Annotated in this window: 16 protein-coding genes and 2 tRNA genes; 5 read left to right on the top strand and 13 right to left on the bottom strand. The window is 68.1% G+C overall.

What is annotated here, in order from left to right:
• Positions 1 to 21 precede the first annotated feature (21 nt).
• From GGQ97_RS04880 to GGQ97_RS04840, 9 genes are all read right to left on the bottom strand, one after another.
• Positions 22 to 1,053, bottom strand: coding sequence for a substrate-binding domain-containing protein (locus GGQ97_RS04880; RefSeq protein WP_168067895.1), 1,032 nt, complete (start codon positions 1,051 to 1,053; stop codon positions 22 to 24).
• Positions 1,054 to 1,162: 109 nt separating this feature from the next.
• The gene (locus tag GGQ97_RS04875) at positions 1,163 to 2,233 is read right to left on the bottom strand and encodes an ATP-binding protein (RefSeq protein WP_168067894.1); all 1,071 of its coding nucleotides are present in this window, start codon (positions 2,231 to 2,233) and stop codon (positions 1,163 to 1,165) included.
• Positions 2,176 to 2,625, bottom strand: coding sequence for a hypothetical protein (locus tag GGQ97_RS04870; RefSeq protein ID WP_168067893.1), 450 nt, complete (start codon positions 2,623 to 2,625; stop codon positions 2,176 to 2,178). The genes GGQ97_RS04875 and GGQ97_RS04870 overlap by 58 nt, the downstream gene beginning before the upstream one ends.
• A gap of 80 nt (positions 2,626 to 2,705) precedes the next feature.
• On the bottom strand, positions 2,706 to 3,050 hold the full coding sequence (locus GGQ97_RS04865; RefSeq protein ID WP_168067892.1) for a hypothetical protein: 345 nt from the start codon (positions 3,048 to 3,050) through the stop codon (positions 2,706 to 2,708).
• Positions 3,051 to 3,120: 70 nt separating this feature from the next.
• The gene (locus tag GGQ97_RS04860; RefSeq protein WP_245197889.1) at positions 3,121 to 3,672 is read right to left on the bottom strand and encodes a helix-turn-helix domain-containing protein; all 552 of its coding nucleotides are present in this window, start codon (positions 3,670 to 3,672) and stop codon (positions 3,121 to 3,123) included.
• Between the two features lie 308 nt (positions 3,673 to 3,980).
• Positions 3,981 to 4,066, bottom strand: a tRNA-Tyr gene (locus GGQ97_RS04855).
• Positions 4,067 to 4,119: 53 nt separating this feature from the next.
• On the bottom strand, positions 4,120 to 5,433 hold the full coding sequence (locus GGQ97_RS14165; RefSeq protein ID WP_209022789.1) for a hypothetical protein: 1,314 nt from the start codon (positions 5,431 to 5,433) through the stop codon (positions 4,120 to 4,122).
• Positions 5,434 to 5,520: 87 nt separating this feature from the next.
• Positions 5,521 to 6,213, bottom strand: coding sequence for a pirin family protein (locus tag GGQ97_RS04845; protein WP_168067890.1), 693 nt, complete (start codon positions 6,211 to 6,213; stop codon positions 5,521 to 5,523).
• Positions 6,214 to 6,252: 39 nt separating this feature from the next.
• Positions 6,253 to 6,771, bottom strand: coding sequence for a gamma carbonic anhydrase family protein (locus tag GGQ97_RS04840; RefSeq protein WP_342448453.1), 519 nt, complete (start codon positions 6,769 to 6,771; stop codon positions 6,253 to 6,255).
• A gap of 86 nt (positions 6,772 to 6,857) precedes the next feature.
• On the opposite strand from GGQ97_RS04840, the gene GGQ97_RS04835 reads away from it, so the two are divergent.
• The 5 genes from GGQ97_RS04835 (at position 6,858) to GGQ97_RS04815 (ending at position 12,313) form a co-directional block, all read left to right on the top strand.
• The gene (locus tag GGQ97_RS04835) at positions 6,858 to 9,191 is read left to right on the top strand and encodes a PAS domain S-box protein (protein ID WP_168067889.1); all 2,334 of its coding nucleotides are present in this window, start codon (positions 6,858 to 6,860) and stop codon (positions 9,189 to 9,191) included.
• The gene (locus GGQ97_RS04830) at positions 9,184 to 9,540 is read left to right on the top strand and encodes a response regulator (protein ID WP_168067888.1); all 357 of its coding nucleotides are present in this window, start codon (positions 9,184 to 9,186) and stop codon (positions 9,538 to 9,540) included. Before GGQ97_RS04835 ends, GGQ97_RS04830 begins: the two co-directional genes overlap by 8 nt.
• A gap of 63 nt (positions 9,541 to 9,603) precedes the next feature.
• On the top strand, positions 9,604 to 9,948 hold the full coding sequence (locus tag GGQ97_RS04825) for a thiol-disulfide oxidoreductase DCC family protein (RefSeq protein WP_168067887.1): 345 nt from the start codon (positions 9,604 to 9,606) through the stop codon (positions 9,946 to 9,948).
• Positions 9,945 to 11,273: an AarF/UbiB family protein gene (locus GGQ97_RS04820; protein WP_168067886.1), complete on the top strand. Its 1,329-nt coding sequence runs from the start codon at positions 9,945 to 9,947 to the stop codon at positions 11,271 to 11,273. Before GGQ97_RS04825 ends, GGQ97_RS04820 begins: the two co-directional genes overlap by 4 nt.
• A 38-nt stretch (positions 11,274 to 11,311) precedes the next feature.
• Positions 11,312 to 12,313, top strand: coding sequence for an LLM class flavin-dependent oxidoreductase (locus tag GGQ97_RS04815; protein ID WP_168067885.1), 1,002 nt, complete (start codon positions 11,312 to 11,314; stop codon positions 12,311 to 12,313).
• A gap of 18 nt (positions 12,314 to 12,331) precedes the next feature.
• On the opposite strand, the gene GGQ97_RS04810 is transcribed toward GGQ97_RS04815, so the two are convergent.
• From GGQ97_RS04810 to maiA, 4 genes are all read right to left on the bottom strand, one after another.
• Positions 12,332 to 14,698: a TonB-dependent receptor gene (locus GGQ97_RS04810; RefSeq protein WP_342448452.1), complete on the bottom strand. Its 2,367-nt coding sequence runs from the start codon at positions 14,696 to 14,698 to the stop codon at positions 12,332 to 12,334.
• Between the two features lie 142 nt (positions 14,699 to 14,840).
• Positions 14,841 to 14,916: transfer RNA gene (locus GGQ97_RS04805), tRNA-Thr, on the bottom strand.
• A gap of 34 nt (positions 14,917 to 14,950) precedes the next feature.
• Positions 14,951 to 15,736 (bottom strand): class II aldolase/adducin family protein, encoded by a 786-nt coding sequence (locus GGQ97_RS04800; RefSeq protein ID WP_168070734.1) that lies wholly within the window; start codon positions 15,734 to 15,736, stop codon positions 14,951 to 14,953.
• A 26-nt stretch (positions 15,737 to 15,762) separates the two neighbouring features.
• Entirely contained in the window at positions 15,763 to 16,404 is a 642-nt protein-coding gene (gene maiA / locus GGQ97_RS04795) for a maleylacetoacetate isomerase (protein ID WP_168067883.1), read from the bottom strand.
• Position 16,405: the final 1 nt, after the last annotated feature.

Below are 16,405 nucleotides of genomic sequence, written 5' to 3'. Positions count from 1 at the left end.
GGCGGTGGTGCGCCGATCCGCTTACTTGAGGGTCGACGCGTCGAGCGGGGTAAGCCCCGTCGCGGCCGCATTGGCCTTTTGCGCGTCGGCCCCGACGAACGGCACGAGGCCGCGCTTCTCGAGCAGGCCGCCGGTGCTCCATTCCTTGGCAAACTGCGCCAGGAAGCCCTTGATCGCCGGCTTCACCGCCGCATGCTCACCCTTGACGTAGATGTAGAGCTTGCGGGCACCCGGATAGGTGAGGTCCTGGATCGTCGCCTCGGTCGGCAGCACGCCGTTGATTTCCACCGGCCGGATCTTGTCGGCATTCGCCGAAAGGAAGCTGTACCCGAGCACGCCGATGGTGCCGGGGTCGGCCTCGACCTTCTGGACCAGCAGATTGTCATTCTCGCCCGCTTCGACGAACACGCCGTCCTCGCGGATCTTGGTGCACAGGTCCTTGTGCTTGGCCTCGTCGCTGGCCTTGAGCGCCTTCATCGCCGGATCGCTCTCGCAGCCCTTGGTCAGCATCAGTTCGGCGAAGCTGTCGCGGGTGCCGCTGGTCGGCGGCGGGCCCATCACGCGGATCTTGATCGCGGGAAGCGCCGGATTGACGTCCTTCCAGGTCTGCGCCTTGTTCGGACCCTTGCCATAAGGGTTGGCGGCGACCGCGGCATAGATGTCGGCCAGCGTCACCTTGAGCGGGGCGGCCTCGTTCGACTCGATCAGGGTCAGCCCGTCGATCCCGATCGGCACCTCGATCACCTGCTTGGCGCCGGCGGCGTTGCAGGCGTCATACTCGCTCTTCTTCATCGGCCGCGAGGCGTTGACCATGTCCGGGAATTTCTGCCCGACGCCCTCGCAGAACAGCTTGATGCCCGAGCCCGTGCCGGTCGATTCGACGATCACGCTGGTCCCGGCATTGGCCTTCTGGAACGCCTCGGCGACCGCGGTGGTGAACGGATAGACGGTCGAGGAACCGACGATCTTCAGCTGCGACGCGGCGTTGTTGGACCCGCCACCGCAGGCGCTCAGCCCGAGTGCGAGCGGCACTGCCAGCCAGAACTTGCTCATTGTCTTCTTGTCTCCCGTGGGCGGAACCGCCCGGCCCGGCGCCTCTTGCCCCGCCGTCCCGCAGCCCATGTGACCGGCAGGTTACAGGCTTATGACAAGGCCCCGGGATTCAGGCGCGGGGAAGCCGCACCTCGACCTCGGTTCCTTCCCCCGGCCGACTGCGGATCTGGAGCAGTCCGCGGTGCCGCTCGACGATCTGGGCGACGATCGCGAGGCCGAGCCCGGTCCCGCCGCCGTCGCGGCTTCGGGCGGCGTCGACGCGATAGAATCGCTCGGTCAGGCGCGGCAGGTGCCTTGCGCTCACCCCCTCGCCCCAGTCGCGGACCGAGAGCCGCAGCCATTCGCCCTGCTCGGCAAGCCCGATTCGAATAACGCCGCCCTCGCCCGGGCAGCCGTAGCGCACCGCATTGCCGATGAGATTGTCGAGCAACTGGCGAAGCTGCGCCCCGTCGCCGCGCACTGCCGCGCCCCCATCCTCCACCGCGACCTCGATTCGGCACGCCCGGCTTTCGGCCAGCGGTGCCGCCGCGGTCACCGCCTCGCCGATGATCGCGCCGAGCGACAGCGTCTCGCTCGGCGCGCTGAACCGGTCGGCGGCGATCCGCGACAGGCTCATCAGGTCGCGGATGATCACCATCATCCGCTCGGCCTGGCTATGGATCTGCGCACCGAAGCGGCGCCGGATTTCTTCCGGCAGGGGTACTTCGTCGGCCAATGTCTCCGAAAAGCCGAGCACTGCGGCAAGCGGCGTGCGCAGTTCGTGGCTGGCGTTGGCAACAAAATCGACCTGCGCCTTTTCCGCCGCACGGCGGGCCGATCGATCGACCAGCCTGACCAGCAGCAGCCCGTCGGCGAGCGCGGTCAGCACCACCTCGAAGCTGCGGTCGATGCCGCCGATGCCGACCACCTCGAAACTGCCGGGACGGCCCCGCAGGATGGCGTCGAGCGCATGGGGCTGGCGAATGGCAAAACGGACGTCCTGTCCGACCAGCCCTGCGCCAAGAAGATCGCTCGCGGCGCGGTTGGCGGCCTGGGTCCGCTCGCGCTCGACAAGCAGTGCCGGCTCCTCCAGCGCATCAAGCAGCGCAAGCACGAGCGACGGGACCGGCATGGCCCGGATGGCTAGGTGATCGCCTGCCGCGAGGCAATGTCCGGCGCAGCCCGCCAGCGCTCGATCCACGGCGTGCGCCAGGCTCCGATGCCGATCAGGAACAGGATCGGATACGACCAGAAGGCCAGCGCCGCACCGAAGATGCCGCCGGGCAGCCGGGGGGACAGGATCATCAAGAAATGCACGCTGGTGGTGGTGAGCTGCAGCCCGGCGACCCACAGCGGCCAGAAGCGGTCGGAGCGCAGGGCGATGGCGAGAAACGCCGCAAGCACCAGCACGTCGACCCCGAAGGCGGCGAGATCGAAATAGGAATGGTCGATCGCCAGCTTGTTGCCCACGAACACCGTCAGCAGGGTTCCGCCGACGCACACCCCGGCAGCGACACGCTCGTCGGTCCGGCCGCGCCAGAAGCTTACGGCGACGAGCACGAACAGCAGGAGGTAGAAGAAGGCGACCCGCATCGCTCAGCGATCCCGGACAAGGGACAGGGCGCCGCCGGACAACAGACCGGCGACGCCCCGTGGAAGAAGGGAGGCAGGTGTCAGGCGACCACCTTCAGGGTCGCCACCTGCGGCAGCGGCGGGCAGTCCTGGCCGTCGCCGAACGACACGGTGCGCAGCCCCGGGACCTGCTGCTTGGCGGTCCTCAGCGCCGCATGGCAATGCGCCATGCCGCCGCGGGCACTGATCAGCCCCTGCAGGGAGACGACGATCTGCTCCAGCGCGTCATGGCCGGTGGCGATTCCGACGCCGGCCACCGAACGTGCCCGGATCATGCGGTTTTGAAGCTCCGCCAGCTCGATCAGAGCGGCTTCGATGCTGTCCTCGACCGCCCGGACCTGCTGGGCGACGTTCAATGCGGTCTGTTCGATAAGCTGCTTGCGCATGAACTCTCCTTACCGGGAGCGCCGACCCCCGGATTGCCTGTTTTACCAACAATATAGAGGCCGGGACCGCCTAGCGGAGAAGCAGCCGGGACAGGCTTTCCAGCCCCGCCAGCAGCATGCCCGCCGAGAAGCTGGACAGGATCGCGATCGCCACGATCGTCGCCAGCCTTTGTCCCACGCCCCAGGTATTGCTGACCTGTTGCGAAGTCGACCAAGGTAACAAGGAGGACCGGAAGTAGAGCGCGCTCTGCTCGGTTTCGAGACGCCCCGTCCCGGTCCCCCTTGTGCGATCAGCGTGCCGAATCTGAGAACTGACCGCCCCCTTTGACTGGCCTTGGTCCGAACCGGCGTCGATGTGCGGCGCTTGATGTATCAATCGCTGATATGCCTGCGCCTCGTCGGCGGAGGGGGCAATGGGCGGTGCGACGGCGAATGCACCGGCCTTGTCGGACAGATCGACAAGCCGAGCGGCCTCGCTTCGGCGCGCAACGCCGAGAGCGCGGATGGCACCGCGCACTCGCTGATCGACGGTGTGACTGGAGATGCCGAGTTGCGCGGCAATCTCCTTGGAATTGAGATGAAGGTTGACGAGGCGGAGCACTTCGAGCTGACCGACGCTCAAGCGAGCGCAACGGTCCCTGGCCTGCTCGGCCGCACTCGAAGAGCCCGATCCCCCGACCGGCTCAACACCATCCGCCGATCCGCAACTTGCAGAAGAAGTCGAGATCATCCTTGGACGGTAACAGAAACTAAGCATGGCCGTTAGGGTGAAAACACCTTGATTTACGGCTAACATTTACTGAATCGAACGGCCCTCTGGCCGCGCTCGGGCGTTCGGCGCTGTGCCGGCATCTGGGAGTACGTCGAATCAACGGGCGGAACCGCGGCGGATGGCGCGGCATGTCGCCGCCCATCGGCTCAGCAGGAAAATGGTGGAGAGGGCTGGATTCGAACCAGCGTACGCTTGCGCGGGCAGATTTACAGTCTGCTGCCTTTAACCACTCGGCCACCTCTCCACGAGGTCAGGCCGGGCGCCAATGCCGCCCGGGGGAGTGGCTGTCAACGCCCGTCAGCGCCGAACAGCCTCGTCGAGCCGCCTGACGCCCAGCCCGAGCAGGCGCCCCGGACCCGGTGGAAGCAGCAGCGGCGCCAGTTTTTCCGACCCCGGAACGGTCCGTCCGACCAGGAAGGCGGCGCCCGTACGGCCCTCGCCAGACCCGATACGGTAGGCGGCGGTGATCGCGATCACCGGCACGAACATCGGCTTGCCCTGCACCTCATACGCCCGGATCGCGGCGCGCGGCATCCTCAGCTCGTGGCTGATCATGGTGTCGCTGAGCGGTCCAAGCTCGGCCAGGGCAGCGCGCGTCGCGGCCGGCCGCTCGAAAAAGTCGCCGAGCTCGGCCGCCTGGTTCTCACCCCCGTTGGTCGTGACCGCTTCCAGGCCGATGTCCCGCGCCGCAGCGGACCCGGCGTTGACGACGATTAGGTCGACCCGCAGGACCGCTTCCTCGCCATCGAACAGGATTTCGCGAACGGTCAGGTCGATATCGATCCAGGCCCGCAGGCGCGTGCTGATGACGCCGCCGGCCGGTGGCGGCGGAACGACGGCAGGTTGCCGGGTTTCCGGCCCGCGAAGCCGCGTGGTGACGAGGCCGCTGGGCAAGGCCGGCGCCTCGGCAACTGGCGGGGCGGGCGGTGGTGGAGCGGGCGCCGGGCGCGGCGGGCTTGCCGGAGCGCGCGGCAGCGGCGGCGGCTGGACCGGCTCCGCGGCGACCCGCTCGAACTCGTCCTCGGCATAGCCTGCAAGCGCCGGCCGGCGACGCTGGCGCCTGACCAGGGCAAGGCCGACCCCGCCGAGGATCGCGACCAGCAGCCAAGGCCACCAGCCCGGAAGCATCGAGGACGTCTGCGTGCCCGACTGGGTAATGGTGATCGGCGGTAAGGCTTCGCCCGTCTCCGCCGCGGGGACGGGCAGCGGCACCGGCGCCAGGGACACCGGGGCCTGCCCGACCGTGGGGGCAGTTGCGGCGGGCGCAGGGCGCGGCTCCGCGGCCCTCGTCGGTGCCTCGTCCTGCGTCGCCGGACGGCTCGTCTGGGGCTCGCTCCGCTCGGTTGCCTGCGGAGTCGTGCGGGACACCGGCGGAGGCGGCGTGCGCTGCGCCGGTGCAGGGGCGGGCCGCGGCTGCTCGGCAGCCGGGGCGCTCGGCTCCCGGGTCCCGGGAAGCGCGAAGTCGCGCAGCTGCTCGGGGCCGACCGTTCCCTCGCGCGGAGGGGGCGCGGGCACGACGACATTGGCCGGCGCGGTGCTGGTCTGGGCCGCAAGCGGCGCCGGGAAGCCAAGCACCAGGCCGGCAAGGAGGATGGGGAAATGACGCGTCACGTGGTCAGGCGCTAGCTGGTCGATGCTGAAGGAGGGATTGCCCGCCCCCTTGGCCCAGCACCGCGCCAGCCGCAAGCTCCTGCCCGGTCAGCGGGCGTTGACCAGCACCAGCTCGGCGTCCTCGTCGCCCTCGATCGTCAAGCTGGCCTCGCCGGTGATCGCAACGCCATCACGAGCCCCGGCCGCGACGCCGTTGATGCGTACCGGCGCCGAAGGGACAAGGTACAGGTGCCGCGCGGGATCGGCCTCGAGCTCGATCCGGCTGCCGCCCTTCAGTGTCGCGCCCATGATCCGGGCATCGGCGTTGATGGTCAGCGCGCCGTCGCCCGGCTCGCCGCTCGCAAGCAGCTGGAAAGCCCCGTCGCGCGCCTCGCGCGGGAAGGGCATGGCGCCCCAGCCCGGGCTGGCATTCGGCCGGTCGGTCTCGATCCAGATCTGAAACAGCGTCGTGTCCTCGTCCTCGAGATTATATTCGGCGTGGACTACCCCGCTCCCCGCGCTCATCACCTGGACGTCGCCGGCACCCGTCCGGCCCTTGTTGCCGAGGCTGTCCTGGTGGGTGATCGCGCCCGTCCGGACGTAAGTGACGATCTCCATGTCGCGGTGCGGGTGCGGCGGGAAGCCCGACTTGCCGGCGATCTTGTCGTCGTTCCAAACGCGAATTCGTCCCCAGCCCATGCGGCTCGGGTCATGGTAATTGGCGAAGGAGAAATGGTGGCGGGCGTCGAGCCAGCCGTGATCGGCGTGACCCAGCGATGCGAAGGGGCGGATGTTGATCATGAAAGGCAATCTGGGACGGCCCGGCGCCCCGCTCAAGTGTCAGGCCTGTAACCGCAGTTCCCGCCCGTAGAGCGCCGCCTTTTCCGCATAATGCAGCGCGCTTCCTTCCAGCATCTGCAGTTCGCCTTCGGTCAGCGGGCGGACGATCCGGGCCGGCACGCCGACCAGCAGGTGGCCCTCCTCATAGCTCTTGCCCTCGGGAACCAGCGCACCGGCACCCACGATGCAGCGCGCGCCGATGATGGCGTCGTTCAGCACCCTGGCGCCCATTCCGATCAGCGCGCCGTCACCCACGGTGCAGCCGTGGAGGATCGCCTGATGGCCGACCGTGACTCGCCGCCCGACCGTCAGCGGCGCATGGGGATCGCTGTGGCAGACCGCGCCGTCCTGGATGTTGCTTTCCTCGCCGACCAGAATTGGCGTGTTGTCGGCCCGGATGACCGCTCCGAACCACACGCTGGCCCGCGCGCCGAGGCGGACGTCGCCGATCAGGTGGCGCTGGGCGCGACCCAGCTTCCGGGTCCAAGCGTCGGACCGACATCGAGGAGGCGGTAGCACGGCATCCCCCTCGCCTAGCCGATCTGTCACCCGTTACAAAAGGCGCTCTTTCCGCCGGGCCTCCGCTCCGCTAGCGATTGCCTGGTATGCCAGCGTTCCTCGACGGCGGCGGCGAATGTGGCGCCCTTATCAAGTCCCGTGACTGGTCCTCCTCGCTGGGGCCGGTGGAGCGCTGGCCGCAGAGCCTCAAGGCCGCGACCGGCCTGCTGCTGCGCTCGCCCGTCCCGATGGTGATGCTGTGGGGCGACGAGGGGATCATGCTCTACAACGACGGCTATTCGGTGTTCGCCGGCGGCCGCCACCCGGAGCTGCTCGGAAGCCGAGTGCGCGAGGGCTGGCCCGAGGTGGCCGACTTCAACGACCATGTGATGAAGGTCGGGCTGGCCGGCGGCACCTTGTCGTTCCGCGACCAGGAGCTGGTGCTCTATCGGCACGGCCGTCCCGAAAACGTGTCGATGAACCTCGATTACTCGCCGGTGCTCGGCGACGACGGCAAGCCCGCGGGCGTCCTCGCCATCGTGATCGACACCACGACCCGGGTCGCCGCGGAGCGCGCGCTCCAGGCCCGGGCCGAGCGGCTCGACCTGTTCGACCGCCTGTCGCAGGCGATCGGCGACCTTGCCGCCCCGGACGAGATCATGGCGGTGACCGCCCGCCTGCTCGGCCAGCACATGAAAGCGTCGGTGGTCGCCTATGCCGACATGGAGATCGACGAGAACGCCTTCACCATTCGCGGCGACTGGGCGGCCGAGGGAGCGCAGAGCATCGTCGGCAGCTACAGCCTCGACACGTTCGGCGAGACCGCGGCGAAGGCGATGCACGGCGGCACCCCGCTGATCATCCGCGACGTGCGCGGGCAGCTTGGCGAGGACGAGGGCGCCAAGTTCCTGTCGATCGGAATCCAGGCCACCATCTGCATGCCCTATGTCCGCGCCGGCAAGCTCGCCGCGATGATGGCGGTGCACCAGAACGTGCCGCGCGTCTGGAGCGAGGACGAGCTGGCGCTGGTCGCCGAAGCCACCGAGCGCAGCTGGGCGCACATCGTCCGGGTCCGGTCCGAAGCCATTCTGCGCGAAAGCGAGGATCGCTTCCGCAACATCGCCGATCACACTCCGGTCATGCTGTGGGTCACCGACGAAACCGGCTATTGCACCTATCTCAACCGCACCTGGTACGATTTCACCGGTCAGAAGGAGCATGAGGGCGAAGGCTTCGGCTGGCTGAATGCGGTCCATGAAGATGACCGCCCGGAAGCCGAGCGGGCGTTCCTTACCGCCAACGACCGCCAGCAGGGCTACGAGGTCGACTTCCGGATCCGCCGCCCTGACGGAAGCTATCGCTGGTGCATCGACGCCGCCGCGCCACGCTTCGACGGTTCGGGCAACTTCATGGGCTATGTCGGCTCGGTGATCGACGTCGACGAACGGCGTGAAAGCGTCGAACGGGTCCGTCGAAGCGAAGAGCAACTGCGCGCGATCATCGACCAGATGCCGGTCGGCGTTGCGATCGCGAGAGTGCCTTCGGGCGAGATCTTTCTCTACAACCAGGCGCTTGAAGAGATGCTGGGACATCCGGCACTTTCGGAGGGTGCCGAAACCTACGATCGATACGGCGGCATCGACCACCAGGGCAGGCCCCTCCCGGCCGAGCGTTACGCGCTTTATCGCGCAACCAAGGAGGGGGAAACCGTCACCAACGAGGAGATCAGGTACCGGCGACCGGACGGGCGGGTCATCACCCTGCTAGCGCAGGCGACCCCTATTCTCGACGACGACGGAAAGGCGGGAATCGCGATCGTCGCGCTGCAGGACATCACCGGCCGCAAGAAAGCCGAGGCGCACCAGCAGCTGCTGATCAACGAGCTCAGCCACCGCGCCAAGAACCTGCTCGCGATCATCCAGAGCATCGCCCAGCAGACCTTCCGCGGCGACGATCCCGCGGCGGCCCAGCTCACCCGCTTCGAAGGCCGCCTCGGCGCCCTGTCGGCGGCGCATGGCATCCTGACCCAGGAGAAATGGGAAGCGGTGCCGCTGCGCCGGCTCATCTGCGACACCTTCACCGCGGTCTTCTCCGACGACGAGCGGCTGACGCTCGACGGCCCCGATCTCATGCTCTCGCCCAAGGCGTCGGTCAGCCTCGCCATGGCGATCCACGAGCTGGCCACCAACGCCACCAAATATGGCAGCCTCAGCCAGGACGGCGGCGAGGTCGCGATCCGCTGGGAGGATGACGGCGACCGGCTGAAGCTCAGCTGGAAGGAATCGGGCGGCCCGCCGGTCGCTCAGCCGACCAAGCGCGGCTTCGGCACCCGGATGATCGAACGCGGTCTCGCCGCCGAACTGGGCGGTTCGGTCCGGATCCACTACGAACCGGACGGGGTCCGTTGCGACGTCGATGCGCCGATGCCGGCCCATGGCTGACCCGCCCCTCCGCATCCTGCTGGTCGAGGACGAGCCGGTGATCGCCTTCGCGCTCGAGGACATGGTGCTGGAGCTTGGGTTCGAAGTGGTCGGCCCGGCCTTCCGGCTCGCCGAGGCGCTCGACCTCGCGGGCTCCGAACAGTTCGACGTCGCGGTGCTCGACGTCAATCTCAACGAACAGCGCAGCTACCCGGTCGCCGACCTGCTGCGGGATCGCGGAATCCCGTTCCTGTTCGCGACCGGCTATGCCGAAGGCGGGGTCGACTGGACCGAGGAAACCATTGTCATCGCCAAGCCCTACAGCCGCAGCCAGCTGTCGCGCGCGCTCGACCAGTTGCTCCAGCCCTGATCGCGACCCGGCACGGCCTCTAGGCCGGGTACTTGTCGCCGCCCCCGTCCCTATATCCGCTGCATGGTGACGGTGTGGTTCGATGGCGGGTGTCCGCTTTGCCGGCGCGAAATCGCGCTGATGCGGCGGCTCGACCGGCGCTCGCGGATCGACTTCGTCGATGTGGCTGATGGAGCGGCAACCGACTGCCCCGCCGACCGGGCCGCGCTGCTCGCCCGTTTCCATGCCCGCGAAGGCGACCGAATGCTGAGCGGGGCCGCCGCCTTCGCCGCCATGTGGCGCGCCATTCCGATGCTCCGCCCGCTCGGCGAAGCGGCACGCTTTCCCCCGCTGCTGGCGCTGCTCGAGCTTGCCTATCGCGGCTTCCTGCGGATCCGCCCTGCCCTCCAGCGCCGGCTCGCCCGGTGAGCGGGGACGAAGGCCGGGCCGTTCCGCGCGGACGCCTCGCCCGTGCCGGACAGTTCGGGCGACTGGCCGGAGGCGTTGCCGGCGGCATGCTGGCCGAAGGCGCGCGGCGGCTTGCCGCCGGCGAACGGCCGAGCAGCCGCGACCTGCTGCTGACCCCGGCCAACCTGACCCGTCTTGCCGACCGGCTCGCCCACCTGCGCGGCGCGGCGATGAAGCTTGGCCAGATGATCAGCCTCGACAGCGGCGATTTCCTCCCGCCCGAGCTTTCCGACATCCTCGCCCGGCTGCGCAGCAACGCTTTCCACATGCCGCCGCAGCAATTGTCCAAGGTGCTCGAAGCCGAATGGGGCAAGGACTGGCGGCGCCGGTTCAAGCGTTTCCAGGCCCATCCCATCGCCGCCGCCTCGATCGGTCAGGTGCACCGCGCCGAAACCCACGACGGCCGCGTGCTGGCGATCAAGGTCCAGTATCCGGGCGTCGCCGAGAGCATCGATGCCGATGTCGACAATGTCGCTGCGCTGCTGCGCGTATCGGGGTTGCTCCCGGCCGAGCTCGACATCGGCCCGCTGCTTGCCGAGGCCAAGGCACAGCTCGCGCGCGAGGCCGACTACGTGCGCGAGGGCCAGCAGCTGCGCCGCTACGGCAGGCTGCTCGGCGACGCGCCCGAATTCGTCGTGCCGACTCTCGACGACACCTTCACCACGCCCCGCGTCCTCGCGATGAGCTTTGTCGAAAGCCGCCCGATCGAAACCCTCGACGACGCGCCGCAGGACGTCCGCGACCTCGCGATGACGCGCATCGTCACCCTCGTCCTGCGCGAAGTATTCGACTTCGGGGTGATGCAGACCGACCCCAATTACGCCAACTACCGATTGCTCGACGACGGCCGGATCGCGTTGCTCGACTTCGGCGCCGCGCAGGACGTGCCGCCCGCCATCGCCCAGGGCTATCGCACGCTGCTGGCCGCGGCGCTGGCCGGCGATGCACCGGCGGTGGCGCATGGCGCGGTCGCCGCCGGCTTCATCGGCCAGGCGGTGGCCGACCGCCATGCCGCCGCGCTCGAGAGGATGGTGGCGGTGGTGCTGGCCGAGCTCGACAAGCCCGGCCTGTTCGACTTCGGCGACCGCGCCTTCCTTGGCATCCTGCGCGAGGAAGGCCTCGCCATCGCCGCCGACAAGGCGAGCTGGCACCTGCCCCCGGCCGACCTGTTGTTTGTCCAGCGCAAGATCAGCGGCACCGCGCTTCTCGGCGCGCGGTTCAAGGCAAGGGTCGATGTCCGCAGGCTGGTCGCCGAGGCGCTGACGCCGGGTACTGGAGCCGCCTAGGCCATTGAATCGGCGGCCCCTCGCGCCATCTGGGGACAATGCCGATACTTTCCATTCTCGATCTCGCACCGATCACCGAAGGCAGCAACGCTGGCGCTGCATTGCGCCAGGCCGGCGATCTGGCGCAGGCGGGCGAGCGGCTCGGCTACCATCGCTACTGGATGGCCGAGCATCACTCGATGCCGGGCATCGCCAGCGCCGCCACCGCCGTCGCGCTGGCCTATGTCGGGTCGCGCACCTCGACCATCCGGATCGGGTCGGGCGGGATCATGCTTCCCAACCATGCTCCGCTGATCGTCGCCGAACAGTTCGGCACGCTCGCCTCCCTTTATCCGGGCCGGATCGACCTCGGGCTCGGCCGCGCGCCGGGGACCGATCAGGCGGCGGCCTATGCCATGCGGCGCAGCATGACGTCCGACCAGAACCAGTTTCCGCGCGATGTGGTGGAACTGATGGGCTATTTCCGCGGCGAAGGCGGCGCCGTCCGGGCGATCCCGGGCGAGGGCCTCGACATTCCCGTGACCATCCTCGGGTCGAGCCTGTTCGGAGCCGAGCTTGCGGCGATGCTCGGGCTTCCCTTCGCCTTCGCCTCGCACTTCGCGCCGCAGATGATGATGCAGGCGATCGCTCTTTATCGCGACCGCTTCACGCCATCGGACCAGCTGGACAAGCCGCACGTCATGCTCGGCTTCAACGCCTTCGTCGCCGACAGTGACGAGGAAGGGCAGCTCCTTGCGACTTCGGTCCAGCAGGCGTTCGTGGCGCTGCGCACCGGCCGACCGATGCAGTTGCCGCCGCCGCGCGTCGGCTTCGCCGACAGCCTGCCGCCGCACTTCCGCGAGATGCTCGACGGCGTGCTGTCCTGCTCGGCCATCGGCAGTCCGGCGACGGCCCGCGCCCAGGTCGACGACTTCGTGGCGAAGACCGGCGCGGACGAGTTGATCGTGACCTCGCAGATCTTCGACCAGCAGGCGCGCATCCGTTCGTTCGAACTGCTTGCAGAAGCGGTCCGCTCACCGGCGCTCGCGCTCGCAAGCTAGAGCGCCGGTGAGCCGGCCTCAGAACGAGCTCGAAAGCTGGACGAACCAGCTGCGCGGGCGGGCGAAGATGCGCTCGGCATAGCCCAGCGTCGCAAGCGAGGCATTGCCCTGGATGAGGTAGCGCTCGTCGAAAATGTTGGTGACGCCCGCGCTCAGTTCCATCCCGCCCTTGAGCTTCAGCGCCAGCGAGCCGTTGCCGACGAAATAGCCATTCTCCTCGATCAGCGGGATGCTGCCGGTGATGAAGGTCAGCTTGGACGTGTAGCTGCCGTCGAAGCGCGGGGTCAGCGACATGCCGTTGGGCAGGTTGAAGCGATAGGCGACGCCGAAATTGGCCTGGACATCGGGCGTGAACGGCAGGTCGTCGTTGGGGGTGACGGTGGCGGTCGCGCCCGGGATCGGGGTGATGCTCTTGATCTTGTCGTCGAGCAGGCTGAGCCCGGCATCGAAGGAGAGGCCGAAGCTGGTGCGGTAGTTGGCCTCCGCCTCCAGCCCGCGGATCCGCGCCTTGCCGGCGTTGAACAGCAGCGGCACCACGCCCTGGCGGAAGATCAGCTGGATGTCGTCGTAATTGGCGCTGAACGCCGCGACGTTGAACCGCAAGCGACCGATATTGGTCTTCACCCCCGCCTCATAACTCGTCACCTTTTCATCGGCGAACGGCACCGGCAGGTTGTTGGGCGTGGCGGCATTGTAGCGGGTGTTGAAGCCGCCCGACTTGAAGCTGCGCGCATAGGACAGATAGGTGCTGAGCGCGTCGCTCCAGCGGTATTGCACGCTGGCCGAACCGGTCAGCGCCGAGAACTTGCGGCGGTTGGGCGTGTTGAAAATGAAAAGTGGTCCGCCCTGCGTGGTCGCCAGCGTCGGCAGCGGGTTGGGATCGGGCTGGGTCGCCGGGAACAGGTTGAGCACCGTGCCCTGGTAGAATTTGCGATCGGTGGTGTAGCGCAGGCCGCCGGTCACCTCGAGCCGCTCGATCGGCGCCCAGGTCAGCTCGCCGAACGCCGCGAGCGAATTGGTCCGGAGGCGCGACACCTGGAGGTCGCGGCTTCCCGGGCCTCCGGCCAGCAGCGAGGTGATCACCGGCGGCGAGGGCGGGAAGGCAAGGAACACCGTCGCGCGCTCGTCCGTCGTTTCGCGGAAATAATAGCCGCCGACGATGCCCGACACCGTACCGAAGTCCGCCTGTAGCTGGACTTCCTGGCTGAACTGCTTCGATTCGGAACCGACGTCGGTGGTGATCAGGGTCAGCGGCGTGTTGTCGGCGTCGCGCACCCCGCGCGAATCGGTCTTGCGATAGGCGGTGATCGACTTGGCCAGCAGCGCGTCGGACAGGCGCAGCGTAGCGGTGTTGGCGACGCCCCACACTTCCGACATGCTCATCACCGGCGCGTTGCCGCCGTTCACGAAGTCGCCGCGGGCCTGGAAGTCGTTGGCGCAGCGCACGTCGTTGATCAGCGGCACGTTGGGCGCACCGAAGCGCGGGTTGCCCGGCGCGATGGGGGCGAACGGGATGGTCGCGCCCGGGCAGCCTGCGGCGACGCTGGCGATGGCCGCGACCGGCGCCTGCTCGTTGATGCCGGCGAACACGAACGGGGCGCCATTCTCCTCCCGCTTGGAATAATCGGCACGCAGGAAGGTCTTGAACGCGGCCGACGGCTCCCACTTAAAGGCGCCGTTGAGCGAATAGCCATTCTCGTTGCCGAGGTCCTTGCCGTCGAAGGCGCGGATCACATAGCCGTCGCGCTTGCGGAAGCCGCCGGCGACGCGGGCGGCCATGGTGCTCGCTATCGGCAGGTTGAGCGCAAGGAAGCCCTCGGCGAGATCGTCGCCGCCGAGGCGCAGGCGTCCGCGACCGCTGAATGAGCCGACTTCGGGCTCGCGGGTGCGGACCAGGATCGCGCCGCCGATGGTGTTGCGGCCGAACAGGGTGCCTTGCGGCCCGCGCAGGACTTCGACGCCGGCAATGTCGCCAAAGTCGATCGCGCCGCCGACCGCACGGCCGAGATAGACCTCGTCGAGATAGATCCCGACCCCCGGATCCACCGCCGCGGTGGGATCGACCTGGCCGACGCCGCGAATGAAGACCACGGATGAAGCCGAATTGCCCGACAGCTGGCCGGCGGGCTTGAACTGGAGGCTGGGCGTGATCCGCTCGAGGTCCTGGGTCTGGAGCACCTGGCGGTCCTCGAGCACCTGGGCGCTGAAGGCGGAGATGGCGATCGGGGTGTCCTGGAGGTTCTCGTCGCGGCGGCGGGCGGTGACCACCACTTCCTCGATCCCGTCGTCAGCCGGCTGGACTTCCGTCGGCGCTGCTGGAGCAGCCGCATCCTGAGCAGCCGCAGTGCCGGCGCATCCGAGCACCGCGATCGCGCCAAGAGCCACCTCAGCCGCGAGCCTGCAGCGCGCCCTACCGATCCCGAAAGCCATGATTCTGTCCCCCTCTTCAAGCACAGCGGCAAGCTGCCGCAACACTGCTATTGGGGATGACTGTATGTGCTGATTACAAACCGGTAAAGACCGGAAGTGGTGCCGCTTACAGGACTCGAACCTGTGACCCCCTCATTACGAATGAGGTGCTCTACCAACTGAGCTAAAGCGGCAGCGCGGGCGCCCTAACAGGGTGGGGGCGGCGGCTCAAGTCGCGAAGTGGGGGTCGAGACGATAGGCTTTCCGAAGGAGGGCCGGCCAGGCGAGGAATTGCGCGGCGAGCTTGAGGCCCTGGGCGCCTTGTTCGGCGGCGATCTCGGGCGTGCCCTGGGGCGGATGATTGATCGCCTCGCCGGCGCTCAGCGCCATGATCTGGGCTTGGCAGGCGCGCTCGAGGAAGTAGATACGGATGAATGCCTCTCCGACGGTGGTGCCGACGCTCAGCGTGCCGTGGTTGCGCAGCAGCATGGCGTTCCTGGTGCCAAGGTCGGCGACGATCCGCTCACGCTCGTCATGATCGGTGGCGACGCCTTCATAGTCGTGGAAGGCGAGGTCGCCGCGGACCAGCATCGCGGTCTGGGTCAGCGGAAGGAGGCCATCGGAGTGCGCCGCAACCGCCTGGCCGTGGGGCGTGTGGAGGTGGATGACGGCGTTGGCGTCCTCGCGGCTCATGTGCACCGCCGAGTGGATGGTGAAGCCGGCCGGGTTGGTGATGAACGGGGTGGGATCGACCGGATTGCCAGCCATGTCGACCTTGACCAGCGACGAGGCGGTCACTTCCTCGAACATCAGATTGTAGGGGTTGAGGAGGAAATGATGCTCCGGCCCCGGCACCCGGACGCTCATGTGGGTGAAGATGAGATCGTCCCAGCCGTAATGCGCGATCAGCCGGTAGGCGGCGGCGAGGTCGACACGTAGCTTCCACTCTTCCTCGCTGACCTTGCCCTCCAGGCTGGGGATGGCGACGTCCTGCAGGGCGCGAAGCTGGTCCATGCCGGCGGTGACATTGTCGACGCGGTTCACTGGGCAGTCTCCTGGCGATCGGGATGGGCGGCTTCGACCGGGGCAAGCGCAAGGGTCGCGGCCTCGGCGCGAAGCAGGGTCGGATAGGCGTCCATCGGCACGTCGAAGCGGCGCCCGTTGTAGAGCTGCGGCACGAGGCAGATGTCGGCCATGCTGAGCTGGTCGCCATAGAGGAAGGTGCCGGCCTGCGGAGCGGCGAGCGCTTCCAGCGCGGCCAGACCTTCGACGACCCAGTGGCGGTACCAGGCGTCGACGGCTTCCTGCGGCTGGCCAAGCTCGGTCTTGAGGTAACGCAGCACGCGCAGGTTGTTGAGCGGATGGATGTCGCAGGCGACCGTCAGCGCCAGCGCGAGGACATGAGCCCGGCCGGGCGGGTCCGACGGCACGAACGGCGGCTCTTCGACCAGCGCATCGAGGCGATCGAAGATGGCGAGGCTTTGCGTGACGCGCTCCCCGTCGATCTCGACCATCGGCACGAAGCCCTGCGGGTTGAGTGCCTTATATTCGGGCGACTGCTGTTCGCCCGCAACCAGGCTGACGGGATGCTGATCGTAGGCGAGGCCCTTGAGGTTGAGCGCGATCCGGACCCGATAGCTGGCGGAGGAGCGGAAATAGTCGTGAAGGACGATCCTTGGCATC

The sequence above is a fragment of the Sphingomonas kaistensis genome (genome assembly GCF_011927725.1).
GTDB lineage: Bacteria > Pseudomonadota > Alphaproteobacteria > Sphingomonadales > Sphingomonadaceae > Sphingomicrobium > Sphingomicrobium kaistense.
This window is presented reverse-complemented; position numbering and strand designations above follow the sequence as displayed.